The sequence below is a fragment of the Aliivibrio fischeri genome (assembly GCF_009727955.1).
In the GTDB taxonomy this organism is placed as follows: domain Bacteria; phylum Pseudomonadota; class Gammaproteobacteria; order Enterobacterales; family Vibrionaceae; genus Aliivibrio; species Aliivibrio fischeri_A.
In genome coordinates this window covers 13977-32651 of the sequence record NZ_WOBR01000015.1, presented here as the reverse complement: position 1 = coordinate 32651, position 18675 = coordinate 13977, and the positions used below count along the sequence as shown (strand labels likewise).

At 38.9% G+C, this 18675-nt stretch carries 17 protein-coding genes and 2 tRNA genes; 17 read left to right on the top strand and 2 right to left on the bottom strand.

The window, feature by feature from the left end; translation table 11 throughout:
• The first annotated feature begins 3 nt into the window (after positions 1 to 3).
• From GNP81_RS18410 to luxS, 10 genes are all read left to right on the top strand, one after another.
• A tRNA-Arg gene (locus tag GNP81_RS18410) sits at positions 4 to 80 on the top strand.
• Between the two features lie 67 nt (positions 81 to 147).
• Positions 148 to 224 (top strand) — tRNA-Arg (locus tag GNP81_RS18405).
• 392 nt (positions 225 to 616) lie between these two features.
• On the top strand, positions 617 to 868 hold the full coding sequence (locus GNP81_RS18400) for an oxaloacetate decarboxylase subunit gamma (protein WP_155675034.1): 252 nt from the start codon (positions 617 to 619) through the stop codon (positions 866 to 868).
• A 36-nt stretch (positions 869 to 904) separates the two neighbouring features.
• Positions 905 to 2692 carry a sodium-extruding oxaloacetate decarboxylase subunit alpha gene (gene oadA / locus GNP81_RS18395; protein WP_155675035.1) on the top strand — a complete coding sequence of 596 codons (1788 nt, stop codon included), beginning with the start codon at positions 905 to 907 and terminating at the stop codon, positions 2690 to 2692.
• A gap of 15 nt (positions 2693 to 2707) precedes the next feature.
• Positions 2708 to 3838, top strand: coding sequence for a sodium ion-translocating decarboxylase subunit beta (locus GNP81_RS18390; protein WP_005417780.1), 1131 nt, complete (start codon positions 2708 to 2710; stop codon positions 3836 to 3838).
• 96 nt (positions 3839 to 3934) lie between these two features.
• Positions 3935 to 4366, top strand: a complete 432-nt coding sequence (locus GNP81_RS18385) for a YqaA family protein (protein ID WP_196587450.1) — start codon at positions 3935 to 3937, stop codon at positions 4364 to 4366.
• A gap of 9 nt (positions 4367 to 4375) precedes the next feature.
• A complete protein-coding gene (locus GNP81_RS18380) occupies positions 4376 to 7228 on the top strand; it encodes a M16 family metallopeptidase (protein WP_155675037.1) in 2853 nt (950 codons plus the stop codon).
• 132 nt (positions 7229 to 7360) lie between these two features.
• The gene (gshA, locus tag GNP81_RS18375) at positions 7361 to 8926 is read left to right on the top strand and encodes a glutamate--cysteine ligase (protein WP_155675038.1); all 1566 of its coding nucleotides are present in this window, start codon (positions 7361 to 7363) and stop codon (positions 8924 to 8926) included.
• Positions 8927 to 8992: 66 nt separating this feature from the next.
• Positions 8993 to 9592: a transglycosylase SLT domain-containing protein gene (locus GNP81_RS18370; RefSeq protein WP_155675039.1), complete on the top strand. Its 600-nt coding sequence runs from the start codon at positions 8993 to 8995 to the stop codon at positions 9590 to 9592.
• A 31-nt stretch (positions 9593 to 9623) separates the two neighbouring features.
• The gene (luxS, locus tag GNP81_RS18365) at positions 9624 to 10142 is read left to right on the top strand and encodes an S-ribosylhomocysteine lyase (protein WP_155675040.1); all 519 of its coding nucleotides are present in this window, start codon (positions 9624 to 9626) and stop codon (positions 10140 to 10142) included.
• A gap of 91 nt (positions 10143 to 10233) precedes the next feature.
• On the opposite strand, the gene GNP81_RS18360 is transcribed toward luxS, so the two are convergent.
• Positions 10234 to 11508, bottom strand: a complete 1275-nt coding sequence (locus GNP81_RS18360; protein WP_017020358.1) for an HlyC/CorC family transporter — start codon at positions 11506 to 11508, stop codon at positions 10234 to 10236.
• A gap of 133 nt (positions 11509 to 11641) precedes the next feature.
• The gene (locus GNP81_RS18355; RefSeq protein WP_069594376.1) at positions 11642 to 12436 is read right to left on the bottom strand and encodes a cytochrome C assembly family protein; all 795 of its coding nucleotides are present in this window, start codon (positions 12434 to 12436) and stop codon (positions 11642 to 11644) included.
• Positions 12437 to 12587: 151 nt separating this feature from the next.
• On the opposite strand from GNP81_RS18355, the gene ffh reads away from it, so the two are divergent.
• The 7 genes from ffh (at position 12588) to tyrA (ending at position 18618) form a co-directional block, all read left to right on the top strand.
• Positions 12588 to 13961 (top strand): signal recognition particle protein, encoded by a 1374-nt coding sequence (gene ffh / locus GNP81_RS18350; RefSeq protein WP_005417798.1) that lies wholly within the window; start codon positions 12588 to 12590, stop codon positions 13959 to 13961.
• Between the two features lie 257 nt (positions 13962 to 14218).
• The gene (gene rpsP, locus GNP81_RS18345) at positions 14219 to 14467 is read left to right on the top strand and encodes a 30S ribosomal protein S16 (RefSeq protein WP_005417799.1); all 249 of its coding nucleotides are present in this window, start codon (positions 14219 to 14221) and stop codon (positions 14465 to 14467) included.
• Between the two features lie 27 nt (positions 14468 to 14494).
• A complete protein-coding gene (gene rimM, locus GNP81_RS18340; protein ID WP_155656687.1) occupies positions 14495 to 15022 on the top strand; it encodes a ribosome maturation factor RimM in 528 nt (175 codons plus the stop codon).
• A gap of 22 nt (positions 15023 to 15044) precedes the next feature.
• Positions 15045 to 15794: a tRNA (guanosine(37)-N1)-methyltransferase TrmD gene (gene trmD, locus GNP81_RS18335; RefSeq protein ID WP_005417802.1), complete on the top strand. Its 750-nt coding sequence runs from the start codon at positions 15045 to 15047 to the stop codon at positions 15792 to 15794.
• A 41-nt stretch (positions 15795 to 15835) separates the two neighbouring features.
• A complete protein-coding gene (gene rplS, locus GNP81_RS18330; protein WP_005417803.1) occupies positions 15836 to 16189 on the top strand; it encodes a 50S ribosomal protein L19 in 354 nt (117 codons plus the stop codon).
• A 215-nt stretch (positions 16190 to 16404) separates the two neighbouring features.
• Entirely contained in the window at positions 16405 to 17478 is a 1074-nt protein-coding gene (locus GNP81_RS18325) for a 3-deoxy-7-phosphoheptulonate synthase (RefSeq protein WP_155675041.1), read from the top strand.
• A gap of 6 nt (positions 17479 to 17484) precedes the next feature.
• On the top strand, positions 17485 to 18618 hold the full coding sequence (tyrA, locus tag GNP81_RS18320) for a bifunctional chorismate mutase/prephenate dehydrogenase (RefSeq protein WP_155675042.1): 1134 nt from the start codon (positions 17485 to 17487) through the stop codon (positions 18616 to 18618).
• Positions 18619 to 18675 lie beyond the last annotated feature (57 nt).

Sequence of the window (18675 nt, the reverse complement as noted above, 5' to 3'; positions counted from 1 at the left end):
TGTGCGCTAGTAGCTCAGCTGGATAGAGTACCTGGCTACGAACCAGGCGGTCAGAGGTTCGAATCCTCTCTGGCGCACCATTATTTCTTTTTGTAGTCATTTATTGGTTACAATAAAAGATTACAAAGACAATCAGAATTAAAGTGTGCGCTAGTAGCTCAGCTGGATAGAGTACCTGGCTACGAACCAGGCGGTCAGAGGTTCGAATCCTCTCTGGCGCACCATTCTTTAAAAGAACCCGATCATTTGATCGGGTTTTTTTATGCCTGAAAGATAAATAGTTAATCAAATTGGTTGTTTTTAAATCGATTGATTTATTTGTTATTGTTAGGTAACTTGATTGTAATCAGGTTATTTTAAAGAGAAAAGTGGCAATGTATGGATATAACTCGCCATGATCTTCTTTTTTAAAAAGATTTCATTGATTCATATTTGACAAATGTGTTCATGACGAGATAATTGATTCTTCTTTTTAGAATAAAAGAACCATTTTTGTATAATACCAACCTAGATAAGTAATTGATCTTAACAAGCAAGAATGATCAAATATTTATGTGGATAGGTATGAATATCATACTAAATTTTACATTGTCACTATCATCAAAAGGGAAGCAAGATGACAGACATTGGAAGTCTATTATGGGAAGCAGCTACGCTCATGCTTACAGGTATGTGTGTTGTTTTTGCATTCCTAACCATCCTAGTTTATCTAGTTCAACTCATGTCAAAGCTATTGCCTGTGGAACTACCTCCAAAGCGAGCATTAGCCGTTCAAAAAGTTCAGAATCCCGAACAAACAACAGTGCAGCCCCAGATAATTGCTGCGATTTCTGCTGCGGTTAAATTACACCGCGAAAAGAATAAATAACTGTTTTAGGAAAATCATTACAAGGAGTTTGTAAGCATGTCTACACCACTTTCTATCACTGATGTGGTACTTCGTGACGCCCATCAATCACTATTTGCAACACGTATGCGTGTTGAAGATATGTTACCGATTGCAGAGCAGTTGGATAAAATTGGCTATTGGTCTCTAGAAACTTGGGGGGGCGCAACATTTGATTCTTGTATACGCTATCTAGGAGAAGATCCATGGGAACGTTTACGATTATTGAAAAAAGCAATGCCTAATACGCCGATGCAGATGCTTTTGCGTGGTCAAAACTTATTAGGTTATCGCCACTATGCCGATGACGTGGTAGAGAAGTTTGTTGAACGAGCGCATGCAAATGGAATGGATGTATTCCGTATTTTTGATGCAATGAACGACGTAAGAAATTTTCAAAAAGCAGTAAAAGCGACAATTGATGTAGGTGCTCACGCGCAAGGTACGCTTTCATATACAACTAGCCCTGTTCATAATACTGATACTTGGGTTGATTTAGCTAAGCGATTAGAAGATTTAGGTTGTCATTCATTATGTATTAAAGACATGTCAGGTTTGCTTAAACCTTACGAAGCTGAAGAGTTAATTACACGCATTAAAGCGTCTTGTGATGTTCCTCTAGCGCTACATAGTCATGCGACTACTGGGTTATCTACAGCAACAGCAATTAAAGCGGTAGAAGCTGGAATTGATATTCTTGATACCGCCATTTCGTCGATGAGCCAAACCTATGGGCATACACCAACTGAAACTGTTGTTGCTATGTTAGAAGGTACCGATCGCGATACAAATTTGAAATTAGACCAATTAGCTCCTATTGCGAGTTATTTCCGAGAAGTTCGTAAAAAGTATGCGAAATTTGAAGGGCAATTAAAAGGGGTCGATTCACGAATTCTTATTGCACAGGTTCCCGGTGGGATGCTGACTAATATGGAGAGCCAACTTAAGGAGCAAGGTGCTGCTGATAAGATGGATGAAGTTTTAGCAGAGATCCCTAAAGTTCGTGAGGACCTTGGCTATATTCCACTTGTAACACCAACTTCTCAAATTGTGGGTACACAAGCAGTGATTAACGTTCTTACTGGAGAGCGTTATAAGAGCATAACAAAAGAAACTGCTGGCGTATTGAAAGGGGAATACGGTGCTGCTCCTGCTGAAGTTAATGCTGAATTACAAGCTCGTGTTCTTGATGGTAAAGAAGCGGTGACTTGTCGTCCTGCAGATCTCCTGAAATCTGAACTTCATACTTTAACCGATGAGCTATTGGAAAAAGCAAAAGAGGAAAATATTGCTCTTGCGGAACAGCAAGTTGATGATGTTTTAACTTATGCATTGTTCCCACAAGTTGGTTTGAAATTCCTTAAAAACCGTAATAACCCAGATGCATTTGAACCAGCTCCTGGTACTGAAAAAGAAACAGAAAAAGAAGAAGTTAAAGTCGCAGCAGGTAAAGGAAGTGTTGAAGCCTATAGCGTCAAAGTCGATGGGCAAGTATATAACGTTGAAGTGGGTCCTCAGGGGGTTATCTCTTCTGTTGAACCAATTTCGGCTCAAGCCGCTCCAGTTCAATCACCTCAACTTTCTGCAATGGACGCTGAATCTGTTGATGCACCACTCGCGGGTAATATTTTTAAAGTATTAGTGCAGACTGGCGCAGAAGTTGTAGAAGGTGATGTATTACTTATTCTTGAAGCGATGAAAATGGAAACAGAAATCAAAGCGTCACGTAGTGGTACAGTGCAAGATATTTTAACTAAAGAAGGTGATGCAGTGACTGTTGGTACGCCATTACTTTCTTTAGCGTAGATGTAGGTATAAAACATGGATGGTTTATTAACATTATGGAATGAAACAGCCATTGCCAACTTTAAGTTTGAGCAACTTATTATGATGGCAGTTGGTTGTGGTCTACTCTTTTTAGCAATTAAAAAAGGGTTTGAGCCACTATTATTATTACCTATTGGGTTTGGTGCAATTTTAGCAAATATCCCTAATGCAGGATTTACAGATCCGGGTGGGCTGCTTTATTACGTTTATTACGTAGGGATTGAAACAGGAATCTTCCCGTTACTTATCTTTATGGGCGTAGGGGCGATGACGGACTTTGGTGCTCTAATTGCTAACCCTAAAACACTATGGCTAGGTGCTGCTGCTCAAGTTGGTATTTTTGCTACGTTGTTTGGTGCAATTTTACTTAACTATGTGCCGGGAATGGAGTTTACGCTAGCGGATGCTTCGTCTATTGCTATTATCGGCGGTGCTGATGGCCCTACGGCAATCTTTTTATCGAGTCAGTTATCACCAGACCTATTAGGTGCGATAGCGGTTGCAGCATATAGTTACATGGCATTAGTTCCTATTATTCAGCCACCAATTATGAAAGCACTGACGACACCAGAAGAGCGTCAAATTAAAATGGCTCAACTGCGTCATGTTGGTAAAGCTGAGAAAATATTATTCCCATTAGCTGTATTACTAATGACTATTTTATTTTTGCCATCGGCGACGCCACTGGTTGGTATGTTTTGCTTAGGCAATTTAATGAAAGAGTCTGGTGTGGTTGATCGTTTATCAAGTACCGCTCAAAATGAATTAATTAATATTGTTACGATCTTCTTAGGCTTAGGTGTTGGATCTAAGCTAAAAGCGGATACCTTCTTAAATGTAGAAACATTAGGTATTTTAGCTCTTGGTGCCGTTGCTTTTAGTATTGGTACAGCAGGTGGTGTCATTATGGCTAAGGTTCTTAATAAGTTCTCGAAAGAAGATATTAACCCATTAATCGGTGCGGCAGGCGTATCAGCTGTTCCAATGGCCGCTCGTGTGGTTAATAAAGTTGGTCTTGAGGCTAATCCTCAAAACTTCTTGTTAATGCATGCTATGGGGCCAAACGTAGCTGGTGTGCTTGGTTCTGCTGTTGCTGCAGGTATACTTCTTGCGCTAGTTGGTTAATTTTGAACAAAACCTAACAATAAAAGGGTGCTGATGCGCCCTTTTTTATTTTATGCTTACTGTTATCTTAGTATTTATAATGGAATAAATTCAATCATGTTTGATTGGTTTAATGCAGAGTCTGCATTATGGGTATTATTTAGCTCTGGCTTTTTAAGTGCCACTTTACTACCAGGCGCTTCTGAAGCGAGTCTAATCGCAACATTACAACTAAATAGCTTTTCTACATGGCTTGTTGTTTTTGTTGCAACGCTAGGAAATACACTAGGTGGAATAACAAACTATTGGCTTGGTTTATTACTTCCTGATAAAACTTCTTCGCAGAAACACGGTCATAAAGCCATTCAATGGATTAAAAAATATGGCTATTGGACATTATTATTTAGTTGGTTACCAATCATTGGCGATCCCCTTTGTTTAGCTGCCGGGTGGTTAAGGATGCGATTTTGGCCATGTATTGTTTTAATTGGGATTGGTAAAGCGGCGCGATATGTCTTGCTATCGCTTGCAGTAAACGGGATTTTATAGGATATAAGAATGAAAAAAATATTAGGCCTTTCAATTGTTTTGGCGCTTGCAGGTTGCAGTAAATCTGAATTTGAAGCTCCGAAAACGACTGATTTACCAAAAGGGGTGACCCTTGTTGAGCAAGTATTACCTAAAGAAGGCTCAACCGTTATCCCTTATCAAAAATACACGTTAGATAACGGTTTGACTGTCATTCTTAGTCCAGACCACTCTGATCCACTTGTTCATGTCGATGTGACTTACCATGTTGGTTCTGCTCGAGAAGAAATCGGTAAATCAGGTTTTGCTCACTTCTTTGAACATATGATGTTCCAAGGTTCAGAGAATGTAGGTGATCAACAACACTTTAAAATTATTACCGAAGCGGGTGGTACATTAAATGGTACAACCAATCGTGATCGCACCAATTATTTTGAAACCGTGCCTGCAAATCAACTTGAAAAGATGTTGTGGCTAGAATCTGATCGTATGGGATTCTTGATTGATGCAGTATCTCAAAAGAAATTTGAAATTCAACGCAGTACAGTTAAAAACGAGCGTGGTCAAAATTATGATAATCGTCCGTATGGCTTAATTTATGAAAAAATGGGCGAAGCATTATTCCCACAAGGTCATCCGTATTCATGGCAAACCATAGGTTATGTAGAGGATTTAGATCGTGTTGATGTTAACGATCTAAAAGCCTTTTTCTTACGTTGGTATGGACCTAATAATGCGGTCATTACCATTGGTGGTGATTTAGATAGCAAGCAAACCCTTGAATGGGTGAATAAATACTTCGGTTCGATTCCTCGAGGGCCAGAGGTAGATAACGCACCTAAACAACCTGTAACACTAAAAGAAAATCGCTACATCACATTAGAAGATCGTATTCAACAGCCTATGGTAATGATTGGTTGGCCAACAACGTATCGTGGTGAAGAAACTGAAGCTAGCCTTGATATGCTTGCAACATTGCTAGGTGATGGAAAAACGAGTCTCTTATATCAAGAGTTAGTAAAAACAGGAAAAGTTGTTGATGCTGGTGCTTTCCACGATTGTGCTGAGTTGTCTTGTACCATGTATGTATACGCTATGACAGATTCTGGTAAAAATAACGATCTAGCTACAGCATATAAAGAAGTCATGGATGTGCTTGACAAATTTGAGAAAGAAGGCGTATCCAAAGCAGATTTAGAAGAAGTTCAAGGCAGCGCTGAAGCTGGGGCTATCTTTGGCTTACAATCGGTTTCAGGAAAAGTATCTCAACTGGCATCTAATGAAACCTTTTATGGCGACCCAAATCAGTTAGAAAAGCAATTAACTGAATTAAAAGCAGTTACACCAGAGAAAGTATCTCAAGCATTTGATACTTATATGGCTAACAAATATAAGGTTACGTTAAGTGTTGTACCTAAAGGAAAAACACAGCTAGAAGTTCAAAAGCCAAATTTTGTTACGCCAAAGCGAGAGTTGCCTGATTACCAAAAAATTGATGAGAATAGTTTAGATGTTCGTAGAGCTGTTGATGATTTTGACCGCTCAATTATGCCTCAACCATCAAAAGGTGTAACGGCTAAAACGCCTGAGATTTACCGTGCTAATTTAAGTAATGGTATTGAAGTTTTGGGAACAGAAGCAATTGAAACACCTACGATTCAATTACAAATAGCAATCCCTGCTGGCAATCGTTATGTAGCAAAAGGCAAAGAAGGGTTAGCATCGTTAACGGCTGCTATGATGGAAGAAGGCACCACAACCTCTTCTTCAGAGGAGCTGCAAAAGAAACTTGATAAGCTAGGTAGCTCTGTATCGTTTAATTCGGGCAGTTACACAACGACGATCTCGGTTGCTTCATTAACAAAAAATATCGATCAGACATTAGCTATTGTAAATGAAATGCTATTTAAGCCGGCATTTGAACAAGTCGATTTTGATCGTTTACAAAAACAGGCTGTTGAAGGGCTTGTATATGAGCACCAAAGACCATCTTGGTTAGCATCACAAGCCACTCGTGAAATCTTGTTTAAAGGAACGATTTTTGATCGTTCGCCAGATGGTTCATTAGAATCAGTTCAAAGTTTAACATTAGATGATGTTAAAGCTTTCTATAAAGAAACCTACACGCCAATTGGTACCCAAATTGTGTCTGTTGGTGATATTAATAAATCAGATTTGATAAATAAATTAGCATTTTTATCTGATTGGAAGGGAGCCACACCTGAAATTTTGGCGCCGCAGCGTTTGCCTGTATTGGGGGGGCAAAAAATTTATTTAATTAATAAATCAAATGCACCTCAAAGTGTCGTTCGTTTTGTTCGACAAGGTATGCCATTTGATGCAACCGGAGAACTTTATCAAACACAGTTAGCTAATTTTAATTTAGGTGGAAACTTTAATAGCCGAATTAACCAGAATCTACGTGAAGATAAAGGCTACACTTATGGTGCTGGCGGTTACTTAATGGGTAATAAAGAGATCGGAATGTCGATTTTTTATGCTCAAGTAAGAGCGGATGTAACCGTTGAATCGATTAAAGAATTTATTTCTGAAATGGATAAATTCAAAAAAGATGGAATGACAGTTGATGAGCTGAATTTTATGCGCTTAGCCGTAGGGCAGCAAGATGCATTAAAATATGAAACTCCAGGACAAAAAGCACGTTTACTTGGAAAAATACTAACGTATTCATTAGATGATGATTTCATTGATGAGCAAAATGAGCTTATTGCGACGTTAGGCCGAGATAAATTGAATGCATTAGCGTCTAAATGGTTCGATCCTGCACAATATCAAATTGTCGTTGTTGGTGATGAAAAGGCGTTATTACCTAAATTGAAATCACTAGGTATTCCTATTGAAGTGATGACTGTGAAAAAGTAGTAACAATTAGAAAGGCGGCAATAAGTAGTATTTATTGCCGTTTTTTCGTATCCAACTATCGATAAAATTTGTTAGTATCCATGATATAAATCAACATTAATAATGTTGTTACCTCAATAGCGAGATTGTATTTTGACCGAATTTATCAACCGATTACAGAAAGTCGCTTCCAATCCTAACGCCTTTAAAAAAACAGGCCGAGGAATTGAAAGAGAAACGCTTCGATTTACTCCAGGAGCGTCACTTTCAACTAAGCCACACCCAGAAGGCGTAGGTTCAGCATTAACACATAAATACATCACAACAGATTTTGCAGAATCATTATTAGAGTTTATTACTCCAGTATCAAATGATGTTGATACCGTATTAAAGCAACTAGAAGATGTACACCACTATACGGTTTCTCACATGGGAGACGAAAAACTATGGCCACTTTCAATGCCATGTTTTGTTACTCATGATGACGATATTACGTTAGCTCAATACGGTGAATCGAATGTAGGTAAACTGAAAACAACCTATCGTGAAGGCCTAAAGCGTCGCTACGGTAGCGTGATGCAAGTGATTTCTGGTGTACATTTTAATTTTTCATTTTCGACTGAATTTTGGGATGAATTATTTGGTGAACAATCAGAAGAACAAAGAAAAGAATCCGTATCAGATGCTTACTTTGCATTAATTCGAAACTATTACCGCTTTGGTTGGTTAATTCCGTATTTCTTTGGCGCTTCACCGGCGTTATGTAGCTCATTTATTCAGGGGCGTGAAACCTCTATGGATTTTGAGTCTTTAGGTAAGACTTATTACTTACCTTATGCTACATCATTGCGTTTGAGCGATCTTGGTTACACCAATGATGCTCAAAGTAACCTAAAAATTAGCTTAAATAGCGTTAATGAATATGTTGATGGTTTAAACAAAGCGATTCGAACGCCATCAGAAGAGTTTGCTAAAATCGGTTTGAAAGAAGGTGATAAACACATTCAGTTAAACTCGAATGTACTTCAAATTGAAAATGAACTTTATGCTCCAATTCGTCCAAAACGAGTAGCAAAAAGTGGTGAAAGACCATCTGAAGCATTAGAAAGAGATGGTGTTGAATATATTGAAGTGCGTTCTTTAGATGTAAACCCATATAGCCCAATTGGTGTAAATGAAGACCAAGTTCGTTTCTTAGATATGTTCTTAACATGGACCGTTTTAAGTGACTCAGCACCAATGAATGACAGTGAAATGGCATGTTGGAAGGACAACTGGAACAAGATCATTGAACAAGGTCGTAAGCCTGGACTAGAACTAAAAATTGGTTGCCAAGGTGAACGATTAACTCAAAAAGCATGGGCAGAAAGAGTATTTGAAGATTTACTTGTTATCGCAAAAGAAATGGATCGCGTGAATGGTGATGACGCTTATCAACAGACTCATAAACGTCTAAGTGCAATGATTGATGATCCTGAGTTAACGATTTCAGGTCGTTTACTGGCTGAAACAAAAGCCGCTGGTGGCATCGGTGTTATTGGCTGTAAATTGGCGGTAGAGCACCGTGAAACACATTTAGCTCATCAATATCGTTTTTATACTAAACAAGAGTTAGATGCTGAAGTAGAGCGTTCAGTTCAAGCACAAAAAGAAATTGAAGCGAGTGATAAGCTTTCTTTTTCTGAATATTTAGAAGAATACTTCAGTTATTTGAAGTGATACTAATGACGAAATATCTAGCACTGTTATTCTAGGGGTAGCAGTGCTTTTTTTTGAGAAAAATTGATGAAATATAAACTTCCACTTACCGTTATAGCATTATTAGGACTATCCGGTTGTGCGACAGCGCCACCAACAAAACAGGATAATCTATGTGATATCTTCCGTGAAAAAAGCGGATGGTATGACGATGCTAAAGACATGACTGAAGAGTATGGTACGCCGATTAATGTAGCCATGGCTATTATGAAACAAGAGAGTAGTTTCAGAGCAACGGTGCGTCCACCTAGAACTAAGTTACTTGGTTTTATACCATGGAGTCGCCCAAGTTCAGCTTATGGCTATGCGCAAGCTCAGGACCCTGTATGGGGAGAGTATGAAGATGCAACTGGTGGTGGTTCTCGTAGCAGCTTTGATGATGCAATTATGTTTATCGGTTGGTACACTGATGGTTCTCAAAAGCAGTTAGGGATCTCTAAGTGGGATCCGTATAACCAATACTTAGCGTATCATGAAGGTCGCGGTGGTTTTAAACGTAAAAGCTATAAAAATAAACCACAATTGATTAAGATAGCTCGTAAGGTTGAATCTCAAGCGAAAACTTATGGTTGGCAACTTAAGCAATGTAAGGCAGAGCTAGAGAGACAAAGCAGTTGGTGGTGGTAAGCCATCATTCATAACTTTAAAGGATTAAAATATGCCACTGTTAGATAGTTTTACTGTAGATCATACCCGTATGGAAGCGCCAGCGGTGCGTGTTGCAAAAACAATGCAAACCCCTAAAGGCGATACAATTACTGTATTTGATTTACGCTTTACGGCACCAAATAAAGATATTCTGTCAGAGAAAGGCATTCATACTCTAGAGCATTTATACGCAGGTTTTATGCGTAACCATCTTAATGGTAATGGTGTTGAAATTATTGATATCTCGCCAATGGGATGTCGTACCGGTTTCTATATGAGTTTGATCGGAACGCCTGCTGAGCAAGCGGTTGCTGACGCGTGGGTATCATCAATGGAAGATGTTTTGAAAGTAGAAGCTCAAAATAAGATACCAGAACTTAATGAGTATCAATGTGGTACATATGCAATGCATTCACTTGATGAAGCAAAAGCAATTGCAACCACAGTGCTTGCATCAGGCATCAGCGTAAATAAAAATGATGAGCTTGCACTATCTGATTCAATGCTGAAAGAATTATCTAACCATTAATTGATGTTTTAATTTGAAAAAAAGCCCGCATTTAGCGGGCTTTTTTCTAATTTAATACCAGTCTCAAAAATTGATAGTATTGGTATCAATATTATTTATCATCTTCAGTACTTGGAAATACCTTTACAAGGTTAATTTTGTTTTCTTCGACAGCGACAATTTCCATATTATGCTGTTCAATTTCGAGGCTAATTTCCGTTTCAGGGATCTCTTCTAAATGCTCAAGGATTAAACCATTAAGTGTTCTTGGTCCATCTGTTGGTAAGTCCCATTTCAAGCCTTTATTAATGTCTCGAATATTTGCACTACCTTCAATCATAAAGCTGCCATCAGGCTGAGGTGTAATTTCTTCAGCTAAACTTGGAGCCATAGAGGTAGTAAATTCACCAACAATTTCTTCCAAAATATCTTCTAATGTGATTAAACCTTGGATATCACCGTATTCATCAACAACTAAACCAATGCGTTCTTTATTGCGCTGAAACTTTAATAGCTGTGAATTAAGTGGGGTCGCTTCAGGTATGAAATAAATTTCATCCGCGGCTCTTAATAGTGTTTCTTTGGTAAATTCATTTTTTTCAAGCATCAAGCGATAAGACTCACGTAAGCGAAGCATCCCAACCACTTCATCGATTTGGTCTCGATATAAAACAATACGTCCGTGAGGGGAGTGAGTTAATTGACGTGAAATCGATTTCCAATCATCGTTAATATCAATCCCTGTAATTTCACTACGAGGCACCATAATATCGTTAACGGTAACGTGCTCTAAATCCAGTATTGAAATCAGCATATCTTGGTGACGACGAGGAATTAATCCTCCCGCCTCATGAACAACGGTTCTTAATTCTTCAGAACTTAATTTATCTTTATCGTCATGTCCTGAACCAAGGCCGAGTATTTTTAAGAAACCGTTAGTGATTAGATTTACCAAAATAACCAGTGGAGAAAGCAGTTTCATTAACACATTAAGGACGATACTACTGCTATAAGAAACGCGTTCTGGGTACATTGCCGCAAGGGTTTTAGGGGTTACTTCTGCAAAGACAAGAATCACAAGGGTTAATACACCGGTAGCGATGGCTACGCCTAGGTCACCATAAAGTCGCATACCAAGAATGGTTGCAATTGCAGAGGCTAGAATGTTAACAAGGTTATTGCCGATAAGGATAAGGCCAATGAGGCGATCTGGACGACTGAGTAGTTTTTCAACACGTTTTGCACCTTTATGCCCCTGATTTGACAGGTGCTTTAGGCGGTAGCGGTTTAACGACATCATGCCCGTTTCGGAGCTTGAGAAGTAACCTGAGATAACAATGAGTATAGCTAATAACGTAAATAGGGCACCGGTTGATATATCGTCCAAGTGTCTTGTTCCTCGTTTTAAAGGGAGCATATCAACCTAAGCACTTACTTAGATTGATATAATTAAAAGGTATTTATCTAATCTGATAATCTATCTGTCAAGTTTGAATACAAAAAGTGAGCGATTGTCGCAATTAAGTTAACACAATCTCTTGAACAAAACGGCTACCAAAGTAAGCAAGGGTCAGTAAGAAAGCACCAGATAAACTGAACCATAATGCTTTTTGACCGCGCCATCCACGTTGATAATGGCCCCAAGTTAATGTTGCGTAGATAATCCAAGCAATAAAGGAAAGTATTGCTTTGTGAGCTTTACCTTGAGCAAACATATCTTGAAGAAATGTGAAGCCAGTCATTAATGTAAGCGTCAATAATAATAAACCAACAAGAATGATCTTGAAAAGTTGGCGTTCGACCATCATTAATGGAGGAAGGTTTGGATTTAACATTAATGATTTTTTGCTTTTGAGTTTATGGTCAAGCCAAGCGAGTTGAAGAGCATAAAGTGTCGCAATCATTAATGTTGAATAAGCAAACAAAGCTAAAGAGATATGAATTAATAAGCTAGGATGAGTCTCTAGGTGGGTGATAAACGCCCCAGGCAGGAAGGTCGCTGCTAATAAGTTAATTGCAGAAAAGCTATAAACTACAGGTAAAATAAACCATACTCGGAACTTAAGCATAGAAGCACTCATTACTAGCGATATAATAAAGCTAATAAGAGAGGCTACATTAAGAATACTCAGGTTTTGTCCTGCAGTATTTAAAATAAGCTCTTTAAGCTGCCATGCATGCAATAGCAGTGCAAGGGATGCAAAAATGAACACCACCTTGGTCTGAATTTTATTTTTACTTGCTAAGCCAGGAATAACAAAGCCTAATGCAAAAAAGTAAGATAGAGCAGCACCGATTGCTGTAATGGTATCCATAATTTACTGATCACCTAGTTTATCAACATCTTGATTATACCCTCTACAGGACAATCTCGGTAGGTGTGATTCAGTTTGGTTAAAAAATTTTCATTATTACGCCCAAGATTTAGGTATAATCGTTTAATGGTCGCAAAGTAGGCGCAGGAATATGTTTGATAATTTAACGGATAGACTATCCAGAACACTGAAAAATATCAGTGGTAAAGGTCGATTAACAGAAGACAACATTAAAGAAACGCTACGTGAAGTGCGTATGGCGTTACTGGAAGCTGACGTAGCTTTGCCAGTGGTTCGTGATTTTGTAAAACGCGTAAAAGAAGGTGCGGTTGGTGTTGAAGTATCAAAAAGCTTAACGCCAGGCCAAGAGTTCATCAAAATTGTTCAAGCTGAACTAGAAGCGGTAATGGGGGATTCTAACGAAGCCCTAAACTTAGCTTGTCAGCCACCTGCTGTTATTTTAATGGCTGGTTTACAAGGTGCAGGTAAAACGACCAGTACGGGTAAATTAGCTAAATTATTAAAAGAACGCGATAAGAAAAAAGTATTAGTTGTTTCTGCCGATGTTTATCGTCCTGCGGCGATCAAACAGTTAGAAACATTGGCTACAGATGTTGATGTTGATTTCTTCCCATCAAGCGCAGATCAGAAGCCTATTGATATTGTTGATGCGGCGATTAGTCACGCAAAACTGAAGTTCTTTGATGTTGTTATTGTCGATACAGCAGGCCGTTTGGCTGTTGATACCGAAATGATGGATGAGATCAAACAACTTCATGCGCATGTAAATCCGATTGAGACTCTGTTTGTTGTTGATGCAATGACAGGTCAAGATGCGGCAAATACAGCAAAAGCGTTTGGTGATGCTTTACCTCTAACCGGCGTTATTTTAACAAAGGTTGATGGTGATGCTCGTGGTGGCGCTGCATTATCAGTTCGTCATATTACAGGTAAACCAGTTAAATTCTTAGGTGTTGGTGAAAAAACTGACGCATTAGAACCGTTCCACCCAGAACGTATTGCTTCTCGAATTTTAGGTATGGGTGATGTTCTTTCTTTAATTGAAGATCTTGAAAAGAACGTAGATAAAGAAAAAGCAGAGAAACTGGCGAAAAAATTCAAAGAGAAAAAAGGCTTTGATTTAGAAGATTTCCGTGAGCAGCTTGGTCAAATGAAAAACATGGGCGGCATGATGGGCATGATGGATAAGCTTCCAGGAATGTCTCAGCTACCAAGTGATGTGAAAGATAAAGTTGATGACAAAATGTTTAATCAAATGGAAGCAATTATTAATTCCATGACGATGAAAGAGCGTCAACGTCCTGAAATCATTAAAGGTTCACGCAAAAAACGTATTGCTGCTGGTTCTGGTGTACAAGTTCAAGACGTAAACCGTATGCTAAAACAATTCACCCAAATGCAGAAGATGATGAAGAAAATGCAGAAGGGTGGAATGAAAGGCATGATGCGTAATATGCAAGGTATGATGGGTGGTATGGGCGGAATGGGTGGCTTTGGTCGCTAAAAAACCAATACAATCAGTAGTATCTAAAAAGATATATAATTAAGGGCGGCAAGTTAATTTGTTGAAAAACTTAACCTGGCGCACTTTTTTAAACCAGTTTTTTCATCAATTACAAAAATAATTGGTGAAAAAGTAACTAAATCCCTTGCATTGAAACTCTATAAGAGTAAAATTCCGGGGCTTTATTTTGGCACGAGGGCTCAAAAATTGATTTTTTTGGGCCAATTTAATTTTTATACAAAGCAAAAGAGGACGATATGGTTACCATTCGTTTGGCACGTCACGGCGCTAAGAAGCGTCCATTCTATCAAATCGTTGTAGCGGACAGCCGTTTCAAAGCAACTGGTCGTTACATTGAGAAAGTAGGTTTCTTTAACCCTACAGCACAAGGTCAAGAAGAAGGTCTACGTTTAGATCTAGACCGTGTTGGCCACTGGGTTGAGCAAGGCGCTGGTCTTTCTGACCGTGTAGCTAAGCTAGTTAAAGACGCTAAAAAAGCGGCTTAATATTAGTTGGTTAAAGGTAAAGAATTTATGAGTAAGCAAGACGAAGTTATTGTTGTAGGTAAGTTTGGTGCTTCCTATGGTATTCGTGGATGGTTGAAAGTAGTTTCTTTTACAGATCAACCTGAAAGTATTTTCGATTACAAACCTTGGCTTATCCAAGTTAAAGGTGAATGGGTCGAGTTTTCAGTTGAAAGCTGGAAACGTCATAAAGGTTTGGTGTGCAAACTGGAAGGGTTAGATGTTCGAGAAGAAGCTCAAACATATACTAACCTAGAAATTGCAGTTAAAGCAGACGTACTACCTGAGCTGTCAGAAGATGAGTTCTACTGGCGTGAATTGTTTGGTATGGAAGTGGTTACAACTAAAGGCTATGCGCTTGGTGTTGTTGACGACATTTTTGAAACCGGATCAAACGATGTTCTTGTAGTCAAAGCCAACCTGAAAGATGCTTTTGGTAAAAAGGAACGATTGATTCCTTTTATTGATGAGCAAGTGATCAAATTAATTGATCGTGAAGCTCAACGGATCGAAGTTGACTGGGATCCTGGGTTTTAACCCCTAGGTAAAGCGAGGGCACATGTGGGTTGGCGTTATTAGCCTATTTCCTGAAATGTTCCGTTCGGTTACCGATTTTGGGGTAACTAGCCAAGCAATAAAAAAAGGTCTTTTATCTATTGAGACATGGAATCCTAGAGATTTCACTCATGATAAACATCGCACTGTTGATGACCGACCTTATGGTGGTGGCCCTGGCATGTTAATGATGGTTCAGCCTTTGCGCGATGCCATTACCGCAGCCAGAGAAGCGTCACCCGGCAAAACGAAAGTGATTTACCTTTCACCTCAAGGCAGAACGCTGAATCAAGCTGGTGTTGAGGAGTTAGCAACAAACGAGAATTTAATTCTAATTTGTGGCCGATACGAAGGTGTAGATGAGCGCATAATACAATCTGAAGTTGACGAAGAATGGTCAATTGGGGATTTTGTGCTTACAGGTGGGGAACTCCCTGCTATGACGTTGATTGATTCTGTATCTCGGTTTGTTCCGGGTGTATTAGGTGATTTCGCGTCCGCTGAAGAAGATTCTTTTGCAGACGGTTTGTTAGATTGTCCGCACTATACAAGACCTGAGGTTTTGGATGGTAAGGAAGTGCCTAGTGTACTTAAATCTGGAAACCATAAAGATATCGCTCGTTGGCGAATGAAACAATCGTTAGGCCGTACTTGGCTAAGAAGACCAGAGCTCCTGGGAAATCTAGCTCTGACTGACGAACAGGAATTATTACTGGCTGAGTTTGTTCGTGAAGAACGCCAGAACAGTAAGTAATTAAGTAAATTTAGTATCAGTTTATTCTAGGATATACAAAAATGAGCAACATCATTAAAGCTCTTGAAGATGAGCAACTAAAACAAGACCTACCTAAATTCGCTCCAGGTGACACTGTAGTAGTTCAGGTTAAAGTTAAAGAAGGTGACCGTGAGCGTCTACAGGCATTCGAAGGCGTTGTAATCGCTATTCGTAACCGTGGTCTACACTCTGCGTTCACTGTACGTAAGATTTCTAACGGTGAAGGTGTTGAGCGTACGTTCCAAACACACTCTCCAGTTGTAAACAGCATCGAAGTTAAACGTCGCGGTGCAGTACGTCGTGCCAAGTTGTACTACCTACGTGAGCGTTCTGGTAAATCAGCTCGTATCAAAGAGAAGCTGGCTAAAAAGTAACGCACACGAGAACGTTCTCAAATGTGCTATGAAGGTGCGCTGTTATCAGCGCACCTTTTTTTATATCTAAACTAAAAGTGTAAACTTAAATTTACGATATAAAATAAATTGTATTATATTAATTACAATGGTTGATTTATGTTCTGTACCTGTTAAATTATTTGTATTCGTCTTAATTGACAGTTAATGGAAATAAAAGTTTACAGGTGTAGGGTATGAGAAAAAGTGAATTAAGTAATATCAATATTATCGATGAGCAGGTGCTGATCACTCCGCAAGAGCTTAAAAATAAGATCCCTTTAAGCGAAAACGCTCGCCAGTTTATCCAACAATCCCGTCAAACTATTTCTAATATCATTCATAAGAAGGATCACCGTTTATTGATTGTTTGTGGTCCATGCTCAATTCATGATATTGATGCAGCAAAAGAATATGCAAAACGTTTAAAAGTGATCGCGGAAGATCTAAAAGATCAACTGTACATTGTTATGCGTGTTTACTTTGAAAAACCACGAACTACGGTAGGCTGGAAAGGCTTGATTAATGATCCTCAACTTGATGGTTCATTTGATATTGAACAAGGCCTACATTCCGCACGACAATTATTAGTTGATTTAGCTGAGATGGAAATCCCTCTGGCAACAGAAGCACTAGATCCGATTAGTCCGCAATACATAGGTGATACATTTAGTTGGGCTGCGATTGGGGCTCGAACAACTGAATCTCAAACTCACCGTGAAATGGCAAGTGGTTTATCCGTTCCTGTAGGCTTTAAAAATGGTACTGATGGCAGCTTATCGACATCGATTAATGCAATGCAAGCTGCGGCTTCTGGACACCGTTTCATGGGTATTAATAGCGAAGGTCAGGTTGCTTTACTTACAACCCAAGGTAACCCTAATGGCCATGTTATTTTACGTGGTGGTAAACAAACTAATTATGATTCAGTTTCAGTAACAGAGTGCGAAGAAGAATTAGCAAACTCAAATTTAGATGCGGCTTTAATGATTGATTGTAGTCACGCAAATTCACGTAAAGATTACCGTCGTCAACCTTTAGTTGCTGAAGATGTTATTCATCAAATTCGTGAAGGTAACAAATCGATTATTGGATTGATGATTGAGAGTCATTTAAATGAAGGGAATCAACCATCAGATATACCATTATCAGAGATGAAATATGGTGTATCTATTACAGATGCGTGTATCAATTGGGAATCAACTGAGGCACTATTACGTCATACTCACAAAGAATTAACTCCGATATTGGAAGAGCGTTTAAAAGGATAGATTGAGATGGCGGTAGAACTAAGTCATTTACGCGATCAAATTGATGCGGTAGATAAACAGATGTTGGATCTTTTAGCTCAACGTTTGCATTTAGTTGAGCAAGTTGGTGAAGTAAAAAGTGCACATGGATTGCCTATTTATGATCCAAGCCGAGAAGCGGCAATGTTAGCATCAAGACGTTCTGAGGCTGAAAAGAAAGGCGTACCGCCCTCATTAATTGAAGATATTCTTCGCAGAACAATGCGTGAGTCTTATAGTAGTGAAAATGATTCAGGCTTTAAGTGTTTAAAACCAGAATTAAGGCCGATCGTTGTTGTTGGTGGTAATGGACAACTTGGTGGTCTATTCACAAAAATGTTTAAATTATCTGGTTATCAAGTTCGAATTCTCGGTAGTAAAGATTGGGCTCATTCTGATGAGATCCTAGATAATGCTGGTATGGTTGTTGTTACGGTTCCTATTAACCTAACCATTGATGTAATTAATAAACTTTCAACGTTACCTGAAGATTGCATTCTTTGTGATTTAACCTCAATTAAGCAGAAACCTCTAGCTGCAATGTTGGCGGTTCATAAAGGTCCCGTTGTTGGATTACACCCAATGTTTGGTCCTGATGTTCCAAGCCTTGCAAAGCAAGTTATTGTGATGTGTGATGGCCGAGGTAAAGAGCACTATAGTTGGCTGAAAAACCAATTTGAGATTTGGGGAGCAATCGTACGTGATATTTCTGCGAATGAGCATGATCATGGTATGACTCTAATTCAAGCATTACGCCACTTTACTTCGTTTGCTTATGGACAGCATTTAGCAAAAGAGAATCCTGATATTGAACAGTTGCTTAACTTAAGCTCTCCAATTTATCGTTTAGAGCTATTGATGGTTGGTCGATTGTTTGCTCAAGACCCAAATTTATACGCAGATATCATTCTTTCTTCTGATGAAAATATTGAAATGATAAAGCGATTCCATCAACGTTTTGGTGATGCGATATCTCTGCTAGAAGAACATAACCGTTCTGGATTCATTAAAAACTTTGAAGAAGTAGAAACTTGGTTTGGTGATTATGCTGAACAGTTTTTAATTGAAAGCAAAAGTTTACTTAGACAAGCGAATGATTCGATTCACCGTGAACGTAATTAGTGTAGGTAAGAAGGCATAGAATGTAAAAAGGGTGAGCCATGAGCTCACCCTTTTGGT